This window comes from Kitasatospora sp. NRRL B-11411 (genome assembly GCF_000721345.1).
GTDB classification, from domain to species: Bacteria; Actinomycetota; Actinomycetes; order Streptomycetales; family Streptomycetaceae; genus Kitasatospora; species Kitasatospora cineracea.
Window position 1 is genome coordinate 1 of sequence record NZ_JOGH01000016.1, and the last position, 17,645, is coordinate 17,645.

Consider the following 17,645-nt stretch of genomic DNA (forward strand, 5'->3'; position numbering starts at 1 on the left):
TCGTGCAGGCCGACGCCCTGGCGGACCAGCCGGACCAGGTGCCGGGCGTGCTTGGCGGCCCTGGCCCGGCCCGCCGGATCGGTGCGGTCGCGGGCGGCGGGCTTGCGCCACTGCTGGTCGGCGTAGCCCAGGTAGGGGCCGCGGGCAGGGTGCCGGGGCGGTCGAAGCGGGCCGCGGCGTCGGCGAGCAGGGCGGTGGCGTCCTCGGGGCGGTCGGCGTAGCGCTCGCCGAGGGCGCGGACGTGCTCGGGATCGGGGAGCCGGATCTCCAACTGTCCGGTCTCGTGCAGGCCGACGCCCTGGCGGACCAGCCGGACCAGGTGCCGGGCGTGCTTGGCGGCCCTGGCCCGGCCCGCCGGATCGGTGCGGTCGCGGGCGGCGCCCGCAGCCCGATCAGCTCCTCGCCAAGCTGCGTCCGCACCTCGTACAACTCCCCCGGCAGCCAGACGAGTTCGGTGGCGGTCGGGTTGCCGTTGAGCGCCAGCCGGCACCACTTGGCGGCCTCGTGCAACGTCCGGTCCGGGGCGGTGGTGACGTGCGACTCGACGGGCCGGTGCAGGCCGTGGAAGGCCACGGTGGGCGCCGCGAACAGCCCGAGCCGGTCGAGGTCGGAGCCGGCGTGCGCCAGCCCGTACGCGGTGGAGCCGACGATGCCGGAGAGCAGGACGTTCACGGGCGACGCCTCCTCGGCGGGCGCGGACGGGTACGGGCGGAAGTGGACCGGATCGGCCGGAAGCAGCCCCGGAACGGTCAGGAGCGGCCGGGAAAGGACCGCCCCCGCAGTCTCGCCCGCCGCGCCCCGCCCGCGCGAACGATTTCCACCCGCCGACCGCCCCGCCCCTCCCCCACGTCCCCCACGCGCACCGAACCCTCAGTCCCCGTCCGGCAGTTCGAGCGGCAGGTAGCCGTACCCGACCGACCCCGGCACACCGTCGCGCAGGCCGTCCAGCAGTTCCCGCGGCGGCGTCGCGTACACGGTGGTGTAGTGGTGCTCGCCGCGTGCCGGGTCGTTGGCCCAGGCGGGCCGCTCCTCGGCGGGGGTGGTGGCGAAGTGCCCGTCCGCGCCGTTCCGGTTGCCCCGGCCGTCCAGCCGGACCCACCACGAACTGCCGGGCAGCAGAACGCCGTTGAGCCCGTGCAGCACGTCGAGCTTCTGGTAGCACAGGCCGGCCGGGATGCCGTTGGCGCGCAGCAGGGCGGCGAGCAGGTGCGACTTGCCGTGGCAGATCGCGTTGCCGGCGGCGAGCACGTCGGAGGCCCGGTAGGCGGCCGACCAGTGGCCGACGTCCGCCGAGTGGTCGATCCGGTCCCGGACGTGCTCGAACACCGCCTCGGCGGTCCGCACCGGGTCGGCCCGCCGCAGTTCGGCGGCGAGGGCGACGATCGCGGGGTGGTCGTGGTCGACGACGGCGTCGGCGGCGAGGTAGGCGGCCAGGTCCGGCCGGTCGGTGCGCAGCGGGCCGTGGGGGGAGACGGAGAGGTCCATGGCAGCGATGCTCGACCGCCGACTGCACGGCCCGCAAAGGGGTTTCACCCGGTGGGATAGCGTCGGCGGCAACACCGTCGTGGACGAAGGAGCGGTCGGCATGACCCAGCAGGACATGGCGCAGGACGAGGTGCTGGTGGTCACCGGCGGCGGTCGCGGCATCGGCGCGGCCACCGCGCTGCTCGCCGCCGGACGCGGCTACAAGGTGTGCGTCAACTACCGCAGCGACCAGGAGTCGGCGGACGCCGTGGTGGCGCGGATCCGCTCCGCGGGCGGCACCGCGATCGCCGTCCGCGCGGACGTCTCGCACACCGCCGGGGTGACCGCGCTGTTCGACACCGTCGACCGCGAACTCGGCACCCTCACCGCGCTGGTGAACAACGCGGGCACGCTGGAGCAGCAGAGCCGGCTGGACGAACTCGACGAGGACCGGCTGAACCGGATCTGGGCGGCCAACATCACCGGCCCGTTCCTGTGCGCGGCCGCGGCGGTGCGCCGGATGTCCACCCGGTACGGCGGCCGGGGCGGGGCGATCGTCAACGTCGGCTCGGCGGCGTCCCGGCTGGGTTCGCCGAACGAGTACGTCGACTACGCGGCGTCCAAGGGCGCGCTGGACTCGATGACCACCGGGCTGTCGCTGGAGGTCGCGGCCGAGGGCATCCGGGTCAACGCCGTCCGCCCGGGCTTGATCCACACCGGCATCCACGCCCTGGGCGGCGAGCCCGGCCGGGTCGACCGGATCGGCCCCAACCTCCCGATGGGGCGCGGCGGACAGCCCGAGGAGATCGCCGAGGCGATCCTCTACCTGCTCTCCCCCGCCGCCTCGTACGTCACCGGCGCCTTCCTGGACGCGGCCGGCGGCCGCTGACCGCACCACCCGTCCCACCGCCGGGCCACCCCACCGCCCACCCACCCCGCCGCCGAACCGGTACCAGCCCGCTCCGGTACCGGTTCGGTGAACGCCCCGGCCCGGCGTCGGCCCCTGCCCCTACCGTGGAGCGCATGACCGAGACCGAGATCGCCGCCGCGCCGTTCCTCGACATCCCCGACGTCCCCAACCTCCGCGACGCCGGGGCCGGCGTCTACCGCCCCGGGCTGCTCTACCGCTCGGCCACCCTCAACCACCTCACCGACGAGGGCCTGCGGCGCTTCGCGGAACTCGGCATCCGCACCGTCCTGGACCTGCGCAGCACCCCCGAGGTCGCCCAGTACCCGGACCGCCTGCCCGACGGCGTCGACTACCTGCACCTGCCGATGCTGCCCGACCCGGCCACCACCGACCGGCTCTGGCCCGAGGACCAGGCCGCGCTCTACCCGTTCATGGCCGAGACCGGCGGCATCGCCCTCGCCGCCGCCGTCCGCGCCCTGGCCACCGGCGCCCCGCTGCTGGTGCACTGCGCCGTCGGCAAGGACCGCACCGGCCTGACCATCGCCGTCCTGCAGACCCTGGCCGGCCTCCCGCTCGACGCCGTCACCGCCGACTTCCTCCGCTCCAACGCCGGCCTCGGCCTCGACCGCGGCCCCGTCCCCTACACCGACGCCGCCGGAGTCGAACGCCTCTCCCGCCCCGTCGAAGCCACCCACCTGCACGCCGCCCTCGACCACGCCACCACCCGCCACGGCTCCCTCACCGCCTACCTCCGCAACCACGGCGCCACCGACCCCGACCTCACCACCCTCCGCACCCTGGGCCCGGCGTGACGACGCTCCACCAGCCGCTCACCGAACCCGAACTGCTGGCCGCCCTGCGCACGTTGAACCGGTCCGGCCTGCGCGGGGGCGGTCGCGCCCCGCACAAGCCGCTGCTGCTGCTCTGGCTGGTCGACCGGTTCGCCGCGTCCGGCAACAGCGAGACCCGGTACGAGGAGGTCGCGGAGCCGGTCGGCCGGCTGATCGCCCAGTACACCGCTGCCGTCTCGACCCCCGACGACGAACGCGCCGCCCTGCCGTTCCGGCTGCTGGAGGCCGAACTGTGGGCGGCCACCGACGCGTTCTCCCAGCCGCTGCCGGAGCAGGCGAGCCACCGCCGACTGCTCGACCTGGGCGCCCGCGGCCGCCTGCGCCCGGCGGTCGAGGAACTGCTGGGCGACCGGCGCGTCCTGGACCGGGTCCGCACCCTGCTGCTCGCCGAGGCGATCGGCAGCGACACCGGCAGCGACAGTGACCCCGGCACCGGCAGCACCCTGGAGCAGTCCGTCCGGGACGCCCTGCCGCCCGCCGAGCCCCGGTACCGGCAGGAGACCCGGCGGGTCCGCGACAGCCGGTTCGCCCGCGCGGTCCTCCCGCTGTACGGGAACGCCTGCGCCGTCTGCGGGTTCAGCGGCCGGATCGGTCCGGCCCCGGTGGGCGTGGAGGCCGCCCACGTCCACGCCCACGCCGACGGCGGGCCGGACGTGGTGCAGAACGGCATCGCCCTGTGCGCCCTGCACCACGCCCTGTTCGACCAGGGCGTGCTCGGGCTGACCGAACACCTGACGATCATGGTCTCGCCGCACTTCACCCACACCGGTGACCACCGGGGCCCCGCGGTCACCGCTCTCGCGGGCCTCCCGGTCCGGCTCCCCGCCGACCCCGGGCACCGGCTCGCCCCGCAGTACGTCGCCTGGCACACCGAGCACGTCTTCCGGCACTGACCGCGCCCGCCCCGTCCGACGCCGCCCGAGTGTCCCAACCGCCGTTCCCCGTCCGGTGGGCGGCTCGTTAGGAGCGTTACCGTGGGCAGTGCGCCCACCGGCGCGCCCACCGGCGCCCCGCCGGAACGCCCGGTCCGCTACCCGCCGTCCACCGCCCCACCGCTCACCGCCCCACAGCCCCACCGCCCCATCGCCCGTCGCCCCACCGCCACCCGCCGTGATCCGTCGTGAAGGAGTCCGTCCCATGGCCCGTTTCCCCGCCACCGCCGCCGTCGCCGCCACCGGGCTGATCGGCGGGTACGCGACCGCCCGGTTCAGTGGGCGGCGGGAGTGGGGCGGGGCCGTGCTGGCGGCGGCCGGGGCGACGGCTGCGGTGCGCTGGGGGCGGCGTTCGGGTGCGCCCGCCGCGGCGGGGCTGACCGCGCTGTACCTGGCCGCGTTCGGCGGCTCGCACCCGCTGGCGAAGAAGATCGGCGCCTGGCCGGCCGTGCTGACGGTGGCGGGCGTGGTGGCCGCCGCGTCCGCGCTGACCACCGGCGACTGAACGGGCGGCGGGCGGGGCCCGGTTCAGCTCCCGAAGCGCGCCGCGAAGGCCGTCCGGTTCGCGGAGGGCTCGCTGCGGTCCCAGACCGCGAACACCACCCGGTCGAAGGCCCCGCCCCACTCGTCCAGGGCCTGCCCGAAGGCGTCCGCCACCTCCGCCGGGTCGTTGCGGAACACGCCGCAGCCCCAGGCGCCCAGCACCAGCTCCCGCGCGCCGTGCCGGGCGGCGACGGCCAGCACCCGCCGGGCCCGTTCGGCCAGCACCGGGCCGAGGTCGAGCGGACGGCCGGGCGAACGCAGCGCCAGCTGGCCCGCGTTGGGCGCGGGCGAGGTGAGGAAGCCGACCCGGTGGGTGCGTTCGAGCAGTTCGCCCCGGTCGTCCCGGAGCACCGGCACGTCCGGCGACCAGATCACCCGGTGGCTGTAGCGCAGGTCGGTGGAGGCCCGGTGCGCCTCGTAGTAGTCGGGGGCCTCGATCAGGCAGCGGTACAGCAGCGCGGAGCGGCAGACGTCCTCCTCCTGGGCCTTCGCCCCGCGCAGGTAGCCGCCGCCGGGGTTGCGCGCGGACGCGAAGTTGAGCACCGCGACGCCCCGCCCGCCGTCGGCGACCAGCCGCCGGGCCGCCTGCATGCTGCCCTCGCCGGTCACCTCGACCACCGCCCCGGCGGCCAGCGGGCCCGGGCCGGGCCCGAACTCCGCGTCCGGCGGGTACGAGACCGTCCCGGCCCGGGCCGCGGCCAGCTCCTCGGCGATCCGCACCACCGCCCCGCCCGGGCTCCGGTACTCGCCCTGGTCGGCGATCTGCTCGTTCTGCGTGGCCACGGCCTTCTGCCTGCTGCTCATGCCCGGGACGCTAATCCCCAACTCCCGCCCCCACCAGTGATTTTCGGCCCCCGGAAACGCGGCCGGGCCCGCCCCACCGAAGTGGAGCGGGCCCGGTTCAGGCTGCCTGCGGAGCGTCAGTTCTTCCAGCGCGGCTTGCGGTCGCCGCCGCCGTTGAAGCCGCCGCGGTCGTCGCGGTTGAAGCCGCCGCGCTCACGGTCGCCACCGAAGGAGCGGCCACCACGGTCGTCACGGTTGAAGCCACCGCCCTGCGGGCGCCCACCGGAGCGGTGGTCGTCGCGCCGCGCGAACGGACGGCTGCCGCCACCGGCCTGGCCGCGGTCCCGGTCGCCGAAGGAGCGGCCGCCGCGGTCGTCACGGTTGAAACCGCCACGCTCACGGTCACCACCGAAGGAGCGGCCACCACGGTCGTCACGGTTGAAGCCACCGCGCTCGCCACGGTCCCGGTCGCCGAAGGAGCGGGCCGGACGGTCGCCACCGAAGGAGCGGCCGCCGCGGTCGTCCCGGTTGAAGCCACCGCGCTCACGGTCGCCACCGAACGAACGACCACCACGGTCGTCACGGTTGAAACCGCCACGCTCACGGTCACCGCCGAAGGAGCGGCCGCCGCGGTCATCGCGGTTGAAACCGCCACGCTCACGGTCGCCACCGAACGAACGACCACCACGGTCATCACGGTTGAAGCCACCGCGCTCACGGTCACCGCCGAACGAACGACCACCACGGTCGTCACGGTTGAAACCGCCACGCTCGCCGCGGTCCCGGTTGTTGTACGCCGGGCGCTCGCTGCGGGCCTCGCGGTAGGACGGGGCGCGCTCCTCGGTCACCGGCTGCTCGGCCTCGACGGCCACGGCGGCGGCGACGGGGGTCTCGGCGTCGGCCTCGGCGGCCGGCTCCTCGTCCTCGATGCCCAGCTCGGCACGCTCACGGGCGGCGCGGGCGGCCAGGCGGTCGGCCTCCTCGCGCAGCTCGTTGGCGCGGCGCTGGGCGCGCTCCAGCTCACGGGTGAGCTCGGCGACCTCGCGCTCGGCGGCGCCGGCGATGCCGGACGCGCTCTCGGCCTGGACCTCGACCAGCGAGCGGGCGCCGGTGATCTTGGCGACCTCGGCGTCGAAGGCGTGGTCGAGGATGTGGCGCGAGGCGTCCACGCCCGCGTCCTCCATCAGCCGGAACACGCCGCGGCGCTGGTGCGGCAGCACCAGGGTGACGACGGTGCCGGAGCGGCCGGCCCGCGCGGTGCGGCCGGAGCGGTGCAGGTAGTCCTTGTGGTCGCCGGCCGGGTCGACGTTCAGCACCAGGTCGATGCCGTCGACGTGGATGCCGCGGGCGGCGACGTCGGTGGCGACGACCACGTTCAGGTAGCCGTCCTTGAAGTCGCCGAGGACGCGGGTACGGGCGCCCTGGGTCATGCCGCCGTGCAGCGCGTCGGCCTTCACGCCGGACTCCACCAGCTGCTGGGCGACCCGGTCCGCGCCCATCTGGGTGCGGACGAAGATGATGGTGCGGCCCTTGCGGGCGGCGATCGCGCTGGTGATCGGCGCCTTGTCCTTGGGCTTCACGACCAGGATGTGGTGGGTCATGGTGGTGACCGCGCCGGCCGACGGGTCGACCTCGTGGGTGACCGGGTTCTTCAGGTAGCGCTTGACCAGGGTGTCGATCTCGTTCTCCAGGGTGGCGGAGAACAGCAGGCGCTGGCCGCCGGCCGGCACCAGGTCGAGGATCTCGGTGACCTCGGGCAGGAAGCCCATGTCGGCCATCTGGTCGGCCTCGTCGAGGACGGCGATCTCGACCTCGTCCATCTTGGCGGAGCCGCGGTTGATCAGGTCGCGCAGGCGGCCGGGGGTGGCGACCAGGACGTCGACGCCGCGCTCCAGCGCGTAGATCTGGTTCGACATCGAGGTGCCGCCGCAGACCACCTTCAGGCGCAGGCCGAGCACCGAGCCGAACGGCTCCAGCGCGTCGGCGACCTGCATGGCCAGCTCGCGGGTCGGGACCAGGATCAGGCCGCGCGGGTGCTTGGCCTTGGTGCGCTCGCCGTCGGCGAGGCGGGTCAGCAGCGGCAGGCCGAAGCTCAGGGTCTTGCCGGAGCCGGTGCGGCCGCGGCCCAGCACGTCCTTGCCAGACAGCGCGTCCGGGATGGTCGCGGCCTGGATCGGGAACGGGGTGGTGACGCCGCGCTTGGCGAGCGCCCGGACCACGTCGTCGTGCAGGCCCAGGTCACCGAAGGTGATGGTGGGCTCGGCGTCGGCGTCGGCGGCGGTGTCCGCGTCGAACTCGGCGTCGGTGTCGGCGTCGGTGAGCTCGGCGAGCTCCGCGTCCAGGGTGTCGGTGTCGAGGGAGTCGGTGTCGGCGGCGTCGGACCCGTTCGCGGGCATGGCGAAGCGGGCGTCGTCAACGAGAGACATGCAAAACCTTCCGGAAGTGGCACGCGCCAAAGTCCGGTGGGTCTGTTGAAAAACCGCCTCTATGCGGTCAGCCACGGATCGCCGGAACGCGCCAAGGGCGCTCAAAGGTGTATGAGGAGCGCCAGCCAAATAGGATCAAACGAACGATCTACCACCATAGGGGAGCCTGGGGATCAGAGGCAAATCCCCTGGTCAGCACCTCGAACGAAGGCCCGGCCCGGCCGCTCAGTGCGCCGACGGCGACTCGCTGGGACCCTCCGACCCCGAACCGCTCGGCGTGGCCGACGGCGCCGGCGAGTGCGCGGGCACCGACGGGCTGCCCTGCGGGCTCGGCGAGGCCGACGCCCCGCCCCCGCTCCCCTCGCTCCCCCCACTGCCGCCGCTGCCGCCACCGGCGGGCCGGCTGGGCGGCACCGAGGCCGGCGGGCTCGCCGTCCGCGACGGGGCCGCGCTGCCGACCGGGCCGGCCGGCACCTGCACCGGCGCGTTCGGCACCCCCTCCGACACCGGCGGCGGCGTGGACCCCGGCGCGGGCGCCCCCGCGGCCGACGACGCCCCGGGTGACGCCCCGTCAAGGCTCAACGCCCCGCCGTGCTCCCCGTGCTGGACGGTCTGCCGCGGCCCCTGCCCGCCCCCGGGCCGGACGCTCGCCGCCGCCCCCGTCCCCGACGGCCGCACCTCCGGCTTCCCGCCCGGGACGTCCGCCCCCACCGACATGCAGCCGCCCAGCCCGAGCACGGCCAGCGCCGCCGCCACCGAACCCGCCGCCGTCCGCCGCACCGACCAACCCGCCACCATCGAGCCACCTCCCGCACGGCCCGCCCGGGGACCGCCACCGTTCCCGGTGCCCAACGCGCGGCCGCCCCGCCGGGACACGGGTACCACCCCACCGGCTCCCGACCCCGTCCCCGCGCCCCTCGCCCCCGCGCACGCCCGCGCTCCCCCGCGGGCGCCTCACCCCCAGACCGCGTGCCCGATCCCCGCCCCCGCGTACACCGCCGCCAACCCGGCGCCCAGCGACAGTCCGACGTTCGCCAACGCCGCTCCGCGGGAGGCGTTCTGGGCCAGCTTCAGGGTCTCGAACGAGAACGTCGAGTACGTGGTGAGCGCCCCGCACAGCCCCGTCCCGAGCAGCAGCCGGACGTCCGCCGGGGCGACCGCCGTGAGCAGGCCGAGCAGCGCGCAGCCGCAGACGTTGACGGTGAGCGTGCCCCACGGGAACCCGAAGCCGACCCGGGAGTGCACCGCCCGGTCCGTCAGGTACCGCAGCGGGGCGCCGACCGCCGCGCCCGCCACCACCAGCAGCCAGTTCACGCCGCCGCCTCCCGCCCCAGCAGCACCGCCCGGGTCGCGCTCGCGGCCCCCCACACCGCGGCCAGCGCGGCCAGCAGCGTCCCGCCCAGGTAGAGCAGCGCCTTGCCGGGCAGCCCGTGGTCAAGCAGCTGCTGCGCGTCCACCGCGTACGTCGAGAAGGTGGTGAACCCGCCGAGGATCCCGGTGGCCAGGAACGGCCGCAGCAGCGGGTGCGGCCGGCGCCGCCCCTCGGTGAGCGCCACCAGCACCACCCCGATCACCGCGCAGCCCACGGTGTTGACCAGCAGCGTGGTCCACGGGAACGCGTCCTTCGCCGTCGGCCACAGCAGCCCGGCCCCGTACCGGGCGCTCGCCCCGAGCACCCCGCCCGCGGAGACCGCGGCCACCACCCGGCCCTGCCCGCGCAGCACCGGCTCCCTCGTCGTCATGCCGCCCAGTCAAGCACCCGCCGACCCGCGCCCCGCCACCGCGTGGATGCCCTGGCGCCCCGTCAGCGGAACTCCGACAATGGGGCACGTGGAGATGACCCGGGACGAGTTCGAGGCGCTGGTGTCCGACGCGCTGGACCAGATTCCGCCGAAGCTGGCCGCGATGATGGACAACGTCGCGGTCTTCGTCGAGGACGAACCCGACCCCGCCACCCCCGACCTGCTCGGCCTCTACGAGGGCATCCCGCTCACCGAGCGCGGCGAGTGGTACGCCGGCGTCCTCCCCGACCGGATCATGGTCTACATGGGCCCGACCCTCCGCCACTGCGACACCCGCGAGCAGGCCGTCGAGGAAGTCCGCACCACCGTGATCCACGAGGTCGCCCACCACTTCGGCTTCGACGACGACGAACTCCACGACCTCGGCTGGTCCTGAACCCCCCGCCGCGCCGACCCCCCGAAACCGTTTTGGCGTTCCCGCCCGGCATCCCATATGCTTCTCGACGTCCCCGAACGCCGGATGATCCGGCCGGAAGGGCCGCAAGCCCTCATCGTCTAGTGGCCCAGGACGCCGCCCTTTCAAGGCGGTAGCACGGGTTCGAATCCCGTTGGGGGTACGCAGTACCGCAGTAAGGTCCTGTGCGGAGCAATCCGCACGAGGTCCCGTGGAGCAGTTGGTTAGCTCGCCACCCTGTCAAGGTGGAGGTCGCGGGTTCAAGTCCCGTCGGGATCGCTCGTCTCGCAAGAGGCGGTGCAGTACGGCCAGGTAGCTCAGTTGGTACGAGCGTCCGCCTGAAAAGCGGAAGGTCGCCGGTTCGACCCCGGCCCTGGCCACATAGCCTGACCAGGCACGATGCCCTCGAAGCAGCTCGCTTCGGGGGCATTTTCGTGCCGGTTGACGCCAACGCTGACGCCAACGGCCCCGAATCGCGGCGAACCCGGGCCGCTCGTCCTCGGGCATCCGATGATCGACATCAAGTGATGTGCATCACATCCGGGGTCCGCCAGGGCCCCGCCGTCGGCATCCCCGGAGGCACACACGCCTCCAGCCCGAGTCCGGCCAATCCCGGAGCAGGCAGGGTGCAAGAGCAGAAACCATCCCTCGCCTGCGACCAGGGCAAACGGGTCACGGCTGCAGCCGACCGAGAGAACCGCGAACACGCGCTCCCGTTCAGAATGCCGCGTTCACCCCCAGTGGCATGAATTCGAAAATATATTCGCTTTCTGCTTTTTGTCGGTGGCCCCTTCTAAGGTGGGCGCTGCCCGCCTTCCGTAGGCGGGCGTGCCGAACGCGTGCGATCCAGGGTGGGGCTTGCATGGAATTCGATGACGTCACTGGTCTACTCGACCATCCGGCATGGCGGCTGCTGCGGGCGGAGAACGCCCCGCTGGTGCTGGGGTTCTGCGGCACGGTCTTCGTCGATGAGAACGTGCGAGGCGTACCCGAGAACGTGCTGGTCTCCCGCCTGGACGATCAGCTGTATGACCTCAACGAACGGGGAATGGGCTCATTCCCACGCCCTGCCGCCGCATATCTGACGGAGTGGACCAACAGTGGCTGGCTGCGTAAGTACTACCCGCCCGACGAGGACGAGGCCCATTTCGACGCGACCAGCGCCCTGGAGAAGGCCGTCGCCTGGGTCCGGGGGTTGCCCGCTCGTTCCTTCATCGGCACCGAGTCACGGCTGAGCACCATCGTCGCCCTGCTGCGGCAGATGACATTCGGCACCGAGACCGATCCGCAGGCGCGTATCGACGAACTCCGTCGCGAACGTGATCGGATCGATGAGCAGATCGCGCAGCTCCTCGCGGGCGAAGTCGATCTTCTGTCCCCGGTGGCCCTGCTGGACCGCTACCAGCAGGTCGAAAACACGGCGGTCGAGTTGCTGCGGGACTTCCGGGAGGTCGAGGCGAATCTGAGGGAACTGGATCGGCGGCTTCGTCAGGACGTGGCAACCGCGGAGGGAAGCAAGGGCGAGCTCCTGGCCTCATTCCTCATGGACCGGGAGATGATCGCCGAATCCGATCAGGGCCGCAGCTTCCAGGCGTTCTTCGATCACCTCCTCTCCCCTCAACGCCAGGAAGAGCTACGAGGCCTCCTGGAACAGGTACACCAGTTGCCGCAGTTGGGCGGCAGAGCCAACAGGAACCTGCTGAAGATCCCATTCGCATGGCTGGAAGCGGCGGAGAGCACTCAGGACACAGTGCGGCAGCTCACCGAGCAGATCCGCCGATTCCTGGCCGACCATGGCCGCGAGGAGGACCGCAGGGTCGTGGCGCTGGTTCGCTCTGTGCAGCGCCACGTGGCAGCCCTCGACGGCCGAAGTGATCTTCCCGGCATCGAGCTGGAGGTCCCCCGAGTGGAGCTGGCTCTGCCGATGGAGCGCCGGCTGTACATGCCGGTCGAACGGGTGGAGCTGGATAGCACTGCCGTCGAAGCGTTCGATGACTCGGAGGTGGATGTCTCCGAACTGTTTGCCGGCGTCCATGTGGACCACGAGGCCTTGGTCGCGCAGGTACTGGAGCTGATCCAGGCCAGCCCGAGTGGTCAGGCGAACCTGCCCACCGTCGTCGAAAAGTACCCGTTGACCCTGGGACTCGCGGAACTGCTGGCGTACTTCCAACTGGACCAGGTGGGCCTGGACATCGTGATCGACCCCAGCCACACCCACGACCTGGTCTACGAGCGAGTCCACTCTCCAGGGCACTCCATGGCCACCGTCCCGCAGGTGACGTTCGTGCTCAACGAGGGCGGCGTGACCGCCGGAGAGGTAGAGCAGGCATGAATGACGCTCTGACCGTACCCATCGTGAACCTGCTGAAGGCAGGCGTGCTCTACCAGAGCGACGTGCCCGCGATCTGGGACCAGCTCACAGCCCACCAAGCAGTCATCGGTGACTACCTGCGTGTGATCGGCCTGGACGTCGTGGTCGACCGTGCCGAAGGCTATGCCTACACGCGCCAGCTCGACCCGGATACCCGCGATGACGGCGCGGCCGTACCCCGGTTGGTGACACGCCACCGGCTCTCTTTCCCCGTCAGCTTGATGCTCGCCCTCCTGCGTGGGCGACTGGCGGAGAGCGACGCCACCTCATCGGACCCCCGTCTTCTTCTGACTCGTGACGACCTCGTGGAAATGGTCCGTAGTTTCCTTCCTCCTCGCAGCAACGAGGCACACCTGGTCGACCAGATCGACAGCAACATCAAGAAGTTGTGCGAGCTCAAGGTGCTCCGTCAGACCAAGCAGCCGGGCCTGTTCGAGGTACGGCGCCACATCAAGGCCCTCGTGGACGCCCAGGTTCTCAACGACTTCAACGAGCTGCTCGCCACCTACCGCAGCACCATCGCGACGCCGGAGGACAACGAATGAGCCTCATCTCCTCGGAACTGCCCCTCATCCCGAAGCAGTCAGGTCCAAGCGACGACACCCTCGGCATCGGCCCCGGCTTCCGGCTCACCCGCCTGGAGGTGCTGAACTGGGGGACGTTCCACCGCAGCATCTGGTCTTTCACCATCGACGGGCGAAGCGCTCTGTTGACGGGCGGCGTCGGATCCGGCAAGTCGACACTGGTGGACGCGATGACCACCCTGCTGCTCCCAGCTCACAAGATCGCGTACAACAAGGCCGCAGGCGCCGAAGCGAAGGAGCGGGATCTGCGCTCGTACGTGCTGGGCCACTACAAGAACGAGCGGGTCGAGGCGACCAACAGCACCCGTCCGGTCGGGCTGCGCAACGCCTCCTCGTACAGCGTGATCCTTGGCGTGTTCAGTAACTACGTGCTCGATACCCACGTCACACTCGCTCAGGTCTTCTGGGTTCCCGACGCCAACACCGGGCAACCCGACCGGTTCTACGTCACGGCCGACACCCCGATGTCCATCGACGCCGACTTCACCGGCTTCGGCACCGACATCGCAGATCTGCGCCGACGCCTGAAGCAGAGGAAGGCGACGGTCTATGGTCACTACCCGCAGTACGGAAAGGCCCTGCGTCGCAACCTCGGTATCCCCAGTGATCAGGCTCTCGACCTGTTCCACCAAACGGTCTCGATGAAGGCCGTCGGGAGCCTCGACGAGTTCGTGCGAGACCGGATGCTCGAGCCCTTCGACGCACGAGCAGCGGTCGACAAGATCGTCGCGCACTTCGACGCGCTGACCGCCAGCCACGCCGAGGTGGTCCGGGCCAGGGAGATGATCGACGGGCTCGGGCCGATCGTGGATGCCTGCGAGCGGTGCGACGGCATCCAGCGAGACATCGCGATGCTGCAGCAGCGCCGTGAGGTCCTACCGGTGTTCTTCGCCCAACATCGACGCCGGCTTCTGGATCTACTCAGCCAGGACCTGAAGTCGCGGATCACCGAGCTCGCCGATCAGCAGACGGGCCGTGAGTCGGAACTGGAGCGGCTCCGCGACTCCGCTGACACCTTGCGCCGCCGCATCGACGGCGCCGGCGGCGAGAAGTTGGTGGAACTGGATGCCCGGATTAAGGAACTTGGCCGCGACCGCGAGCGGCGTCGCGATCAGGCTTCCAAGTACGACGGCTGGCTTGGTCAAGCCAGCCTGGCACCCGTCATCGATGCGGTGTCGTTCCGTGAACGCTCCGACCAGATCGCCCAGGTCCGAGCTCGGATCGAGCAGCAGGAGCAGCAAGCGCGCGAGGAACTCGATGCCCTTGCCGTGCAGCGAGACAAGAACAACACGGCAACGCAGGAACTCCGGAGGGAGATCACCAGCCTGCAGAGTCAGCGCTCCAGCATCCCCTCGCGGCTGCTGAGCCTGCGCCAGGACCTCGCCGCCGCTCTTGAGGTCGTCGCCGACGAACTTCCCTTTGCCGGTGAGCTCATCCAGGTCCGCGATGACGAGGCGGCATGGGCTGGCGCCGCTGAGCGTGTCCTGCGCGGCTTCGCCCTGTCCCTCCTCGTACCCGAAGTCCACTACGAGAAGGCCTCGGCCTGGGTGAACGGCAGACACCTGGGATTGCGGCTGGTGTACTACAAGGTCCCGGCCCACACACCGGCACAGGAACCGCCGAACGATCGCGACCTGCTTCTGGGCAAGCTCGAACTCAAAGACGACTGCTGGGCCCACGACTGGCTCGCCATGCAACTGCGGAACCGAGCCGACTACCTGTGTGCTGCGGATCTGGACACATTCACCCGTTCCTCTCGCCCCGCGGTCACGAGGCAAGGTCTGGTCAAGGGCGGGGGTGGTCGCCACGAGAAGAACGACGCCTCCCGCATCGACGATCGCAGCTCCTGGGTGCTCGGCTGGTCCAACCAGGCCAAGCTGGAGGCGCTCCTTGCGGAAGCGGCCAGCTTGACCAAGGAGAGCGCGGCGATCACCACCCGCACAGCAGAGCTGAAAGAACAGCAGAAGGGTCGCGAGAGGATCAGCTCGGCCGTGACGCTCCTCGCCAACATCAGCGAGTACGTTGAACTCGACTGGCAGGCGTGTGTCACTGAACTTGAGCAGGCCGAGACGCAGAAGAAGGCGCTTGTGGCGGAGGCCGGCCTGGACAGGCTCACAGCCGAGCTGAAAGACACCAACGCCAGTATCAGCCACTACGACAAGCTCGTGCGCACTGGCCTGGAGGCACTTGGTGGCCTTCGACGTGACAGCGAGGACGTCGCATCTCAGCTGAAGCAGGCCGAGGGTTTCATTGAACGGGCCGACGTCGAAGCGGTCGCCAAGCACGAGAGCGCGCTGAGGCTCTTTCTGCCGTCCCCGGTCGCAGACGTACAAGTCCACTTGGACCTGCTGAAGACGGCGGAGACCGAGGCCCCGGCAAAGCTGAGTCGTGATCTCGATGGGCGAAGCGACGCCCTTCGGCGCGCTGCGAGCCAGGCCACCTCGAAGATGACAGCATTCCGAAGCACCTACCCCCAGTACACAAACGATCTCGACGCTTCCCTGGAGTCCGCAGCCGGATATCGCGCGCTCCACAGCCAACTGGTCAGCGACGACCTACCGCGATTCGAGGCCCAGTTCCTGCTGTACCTGCGCACCAACGTCATTCGAGACATCGCGTCCTTCCAGGCCAACCTCCTCAAGCAGGAACAGGAGATCAGCGAGCGTATCGAGCTCATCAACACCTCGCTGGCGGGCATCGACTACAACCCCGGCCGGTACGTCCGGCTCAACGCCGCGCCCACCACCAATGTGGAGATCCGCGACTTCCGCCAGAGCCTTCGCGAGTGCACGAGCGATGTGCTGGCCACCGAGACCGACGACGCTTACACCGAGGAGAAATTCCTTCAAGTGAAGCGACTCCTCGACCGCTTCAAGGGCCGGCCGGAGCACACCCGTATGGACGCCGACTGGACGGCCCGCGTCACCGACGTACGTCGCTGGTTCACCTTTTCGGCGAGCGAGCACAGCCGGGCCGACGGTGCCGAGCACGAGGTCTACTCCGACTCCGGCGGCAAGTCCGGCGGGCAGAAGGAAAAGCTCGCCTACACCATCCTCGCCGCTTCGCTCGCCTACCAGTTCCGCATCGACCCGCAGGCCAAGAAGCCCAAGACCTTCCACTTCGTCGTCATCGACGAAGCGTTCGGACGGGGAGACGACGCCTCGGCCCACTTCGCCTTGGACCTCTTCCACCGCCTCGGACTCCAACTCCTCGTGGTCACCCCTTTGCAGAAGCTGCACGTCATCGAGCCCCACGTCACGCGCGTCGGCTACGTCGACCGTCCCGACAAGATCCGTTCGCGGCTGACCACGCTCACCATCGAGGAGTTCCGCGCCCACAAATCGTCCCGCCAGCCGGCTCCTCACTCCGAGGCCCAGCAGTGACCCGAACCCAGTGGACGACCCCGGACCAGGTCGTCGAAGTACTCCGTCGTAAATGGGACGGCGGCCGGTTCCTCACCGAAGCCGCCCAAGGACTTCCGTTCGAGCCCATCCGTATTCCACTCAAAGGCCCTGCCGCAGCCGACGTCATCAGCCATTTCGACAAGGCGCTGGCCTGGGCCCAGTCCTGGGCCGCCAGCCGACATCCCCACCTGCGCATCCAGACCAAGACCGTCAGAGGACGCGGAAACACTCCGACGAATACCATCCCTGACCGGGCCTGGATCGACACCCGCGAGAACCTCTGGGCCCTTCTCAGCGTCGACACGCAGGTCGACCTGTTCCACACCCTTCACTCCCGGGCAATCGACCACGATCAGGACCTCGCCCAGTGGATGGCCACTCATCCCATGAAGGTCCTCCAAGCCCATGCCCACTGGCAGCGCGTCGTCGACACTGTCTGCTGGATCCGCGACCACGTCACCAACCCGATCTACCTGCGGCAGATCGACATCCCGGGCGTCGACACCAAGTTCATCGAGACCAACAAGGGGCTCCTCAGCGAGATCCTCGACGTCGTCCTGCCCGCGAGCCGGATCAATGCCGACGCGCCAAGGACGGATTTCGCCGCGCGCTACGGCTTCCTCAGCAAGCCCGTCTATGTACGGCTGCGCTACCTAGCCGACCAGCCGGGCCCATTCAGCGAACTCATCGTTCGGGCCGATGAGCTGACCGCCCAGCCCTCCGGCGTCCGCCGCGTCTTCGTGCTCGAAAACGAGATCACCTACCTGTCGCTTCCTCCCGTGCCGAATGCCATCGCCATCCTCGGCTCCGGCTACGCCGTCACACTCCTGCGCCATCTGCCGTGGCTTGCCGACGTCGATCTCAGGTACTGGGGGGACATCGACACGCACGGCTTCGCCATCCTGAGCCAGGTCCGCCGCCATTTCCCGCACACCCGATCGCTACTCATGGATCGGAGCACTCTGTTGACCCACAAGTCGCACTGGGGCGAGGAGAAGACCCAGACCATCGAAACGCCCGACCATCTCACGCCGGACGAGAGCGAACTGGAACGGGATCTGCGAATGGGCACCTACCAGCCGTGCCTTCGCCTCGAACAGGAGCGCATCCCGATCAGCACTGTCGAACGGGCTCTTGCGGGGCCGTGACGGAGTCGCTCCGACCTGCACCGGAGTGGTCGT

The 17,645-nt window shown here is 70.8% G+C and carries 14 protein-coding genes, 3 tRNA genes and 2 pseudogenes; 12 read left to right on the forward strand and 7 right to left on the reverse strand.

What is annotated here, in order from left to right:
* From IH44_RS47835 to IH44_RS0110495, 3 genes and pseudogenes are all read right to left on the reverse strand, one after another.
* Positions 1 to 271: pseudogene (locus tag IH44_RS47835) on the reverse strand (hypothetical protein); the annotation flags it as partial.
* Positions 272 to 489: 218 nt separating this feature from the next.
* Positions 490 to 672: pseudogene (locus IH44_RS47840) on the reverse strand (DNA polymerase beta superfamily protein); the annotation flags it as partial.
* Between the two features lie 198 nt (positions 673 to 870).
* A complete protein-coding gene (locus IH44_RS0110495) occupies positions 871 to 1,485 on the reverse strand; it encodes a transglutaminase family protein (RefSeq protein ID WP_051816742.1) in 615 nt (204 codons plus the stop codon).
* Positions 1,486 to 1,600: 115 nt separating this feature from the next.
* On the opposite strand from IH44_RS0110495, the gene IH44_RS0110500 reads away from it, so the two are divergent.
* The 4 genes from IH44_RS0110500 to IH44_RS0110515 all read left to right on the forward strand — a co-directional run bounded on the left by IH44_RS0110500 (position 1,601) and on the right by IH44_RS0110515 (position 4,662).
* On the forward strand, positions 1,601 to 2,353 hold the full coding sequence (locus tag IH44_RS0110500; RefSeq protein ID WP_035954672.1) for an SDR family oxidoreductase: 753 nt from the start codon (positions 1,601 to 1,603) through the stop codon (positions 2,351 to 2,353).
* Between the two features lie 134 nt (positions 2,354 to 2,487).
* Positions 2,488 to 3,186, forward strand: a complete 699-nt coding sequence (locus IH44_RS0110505; RefSeq protein WP_030459190.1) for a tyrosine-protein phosphatase — start codon at positions 2,488 to 2,490, stop codon at positions 3,184 to 3,186.
* Positions 3,183 to 4,118, forward strand: a complete 936-nt coding sequence (locus IH44_RS0110510; RefSeq protein WP_030459191.1) for a phosphorothioated DNA-binding restriction endonuclease — start codon at positions 3,183 to 3,185, stop codon at positions 4,116 to 4,118. The genes IH44_RS0110505 and IH44_RS0110510 overlap by 4 nt, the downstream gene beginning before the upstream one ends.
* A gap of 244 nt (positions 4,119 to 4,362) precedes the next feature.
* Positions 4,363 to 4,662, forward strand: coding sequence for a hypothetical protein (locus IH44_RS0110515; protein WP_030459192.1), 300 nt, complete (start codon positions 4,363 to 4,365; stop codon positions 4,660 to 4,662).
* 23 nt (positions 4,663 to 4,685) lie between these two features.
* On the opposite strand, the gene IH44_RS0110520 is transcribed toward IH44_RS0110515, so the two are convergent.
* The 4 genes from IH44_RS0110520 to crcB (IH44_RS0110540) form a co-directional block, all read right to left on the reverse strand.
* The gene (locus tag IH44_RS0110520) at positions 4,686 to 5,504 is read right to left on the reverse strand and encodes a TIGR02452 family protein (RefSeq protein ID WP_030459193.1); all 819 of its coding nucleotides are present in this window, start codon (positions 5,502 to 5,504) and stop codon (positions 4,686 to 4,688) included.
* Positions 5,505 to 5,620: 116 nt separating this feature from the next.
* Positions 5,621 to 7,909, reverse strand: coding sequence for a DEAD/DEAH box helicase (locus IH44_RS0110525; RefSeq protein WP_030459194.1), 2,289 nt, complete (start codon positions 7,907 to 7,909; stop codon positions 5,621 to 5,623).
* 954 nt (positions 7,910 to 8,863) lie between these two features.
* The gene (gene crcB / locus IH44_RS0110535) at positions 8,864 to 9,223 is read right to left on the reverse strand and encodes a fluoride efflux transporter CrcB (RefSeq protein WP_030459196.1); all 360 of its coding nucleotides are present in this window, start codon (positions 9,221 to 9,223) and stop codon (positions 8,864 to 8,866) included.
* Positions 9,220 to 9,651: a fluoride efflux transporter CrcB gene (crcB, locus tag IH44_RS0110540; RefSeq protein ID WP_030459197.1), complete on the reverse strand. Its 432-nt coding sequence runs from the start codon at positions 9,649 to 9,651 to the stop codon at positions 9,220 to 9,222. The genes crcB (IH44_RS0110535) and crcB (IH44_RS0110540) overlap by 4 nt, the downstream gene beginning before the upstream one ends.
* A gap of 94 nt (positions 9,652 to 9,745) precedes the next feature.
* Here crcB (IH44_RS0110540) and IH44_RS0110545 point away from each other — a divergent pair, with 94 nt between their 5' ends.
* From IH44_RS0110545 to IH44_RS0110580, 8 genes are all read left to right on the forward strand, one after another.
* Positions 9,746 to 10,087 carry a metallopeptidase family protein gene (locus tag IH44_RS0110545; RefSeq protein WP_030459198.1) on the forward strand — a complete coding sequence of 114 codons (342 nt, stop codon included), beginning with the start codon at positions 9,746 to 9,748 and terminating at the stop codon, positions 10,085 to 10,087.
* Between the two features lie 108 nt (positions 10,088 to 10,195).
* Positions 10,196 to 10,268 (forward strand) — tRNA-Glu (locus tag IH44_RS0110550).
* Between the two features lie 42 nt (positions 10,269 to 10,310).
* Positions 10,311 to 10,384: transfer RNA gene (locus tag IH44_RS0110555), tRNA-Asp, on the forward strand.
* Positions 10,385 to 10,411: 27 nt separating this feature from the next.
* Positions 10,412 to 10,485, forward strand: a tRNA-Phe gene (locus tag IH44_RS0110560).
* A gap of 482 nt (positions 10,486 to 10,967) precedes the next feature.
* On the forward strand, positions 10,968 to 12,437 hold the full coding sequence (locus tag IH44_RS0110565; RefSeq protein WP_035954658.1) for a DUF3375 domain-containing protein: 1,470 nt from the start codon (positions 10,968 to 10,970) through the stop codon (positions 12,435 to 12,437).
* A 23-nt stretch (positions 12,438 to 12,460) separates the two neighbouring features.
* Positions 12,461 to 13,021 carry a DUF4194 domain-containing protein gene (locus tag IH44_RS0110570; protein ID WP_232794891.1) on the forward strand — a complete coding sequence of 187 codons (561 nt, stop codon included), beginning with the start codon at positions 12,461 to 12,463 and terminating at the stop codon, positions 13,019 to 13,021.
* Positions 13,018 to 16,443 (forward strand): ATP-binding protein, encoded by a 3,426-nt coding sequence (locus IH44_RS0110575; protein ID WP_051816743.1) that lies wholly within the window; start codon positions 13,018 to 13,020, stop codon positions 16,441 to 16,443. Before IH44_RS0110570 ends, IH44_RS0110575 begins: the two co-directional genes overlap by 4 nt.
* Positions 16,440 to 17,612 carry a Wadjet anti-phage system protein JetD domain-containing protein gene (locus IH44_RS0110580; protein ID WP_030459202.1) on the forward strand — a complete coding sequence of 391 codons (1,173 nt, stop codon included), beginning with the start codon at positions 16,440 to 16,442 and terminating at the stop codon, positions 17,610 to 17,612. Before IH44_RS0110575 ends, IH44_RS0110580 begins: the two co-directional genes overlap by 4 nt.
* Positions 17,613 to 17,645 lie beyond the last annotated feature (33 nt).

Bases quoted from the DNA above. Each gene is read 5' to 3' on its own strand.
- IH44_RS0110495 (WP_051816742.1), bottom strand. From the start codon at position 1,485: ATGGACCTCTCCGTCTCCCCCCACGGCCCGCTGCGCACCGACCGGCCG.
- IH44_RS0110500 (WP_035954672.1), top strand. From the start codon at position 1,601: ATGGCGCAGGACGAGGTGCTGGTGGTCACCGGCGGCGGTCGCGGCATC.
- IH44_RS0110505 (WP_030459190.1), top strand. From the start codon at position 2,488: ATGACCGAGACCGAGATCGCCGCCGCGCCGTTCCTCGACATCCCCGAC.
- IH44_RS0110515 (WP_030459192.1), top strand. From the start codon at position 4,363: ATGGCCCGTTTCCCCGCCACCGCCGCCGTCGCCGCCACCGGGCTGATC.
- IH44_RS0110520 (WP_030459193.1), bottom strand. From the start codon at position 5,504: ATGAGCAGCAGGCAGAAGGCCGTGGCCACGCAGAACGAGCAGATCGCC.
- IH44_RS0110525 (WP_030459194.1), bottom strand. From the start codon at position 7,909: ATGTCTCTCGTTGACGACGCCCGCTTCGCCATGCCCGCGAACGGGTCC.
- crcB (WP_030459197.1), bottom strand. From the start codon at position 9,651: ATGACGACGAGGGAGCCGGTGCTGCGCGGGCAGGGCCGGGTGGTGGCC.
- IH44_RS0110545 (WP_030459198.1), top strand. From the start codon at position 9,746: ATGACCCGGGACGAGTTCGAGGCGCTGGTGTCCGACGCGCTGGACCAG.
- IH44_RS0110565 (WP_035954658.1), top strand. From the start codon at position 10,968: ATGGAATTCGATGACGTCACTGGTCTACTCGACCATCCGGCATGGCGG.
- IH44_RS0110575 (WP_051816743.1), top strand. From the start codon at position 13,018: ATGAGCCTCATCTCCTCGGAACTGCCCCTCATCCCGAAGCAGTCAGGT.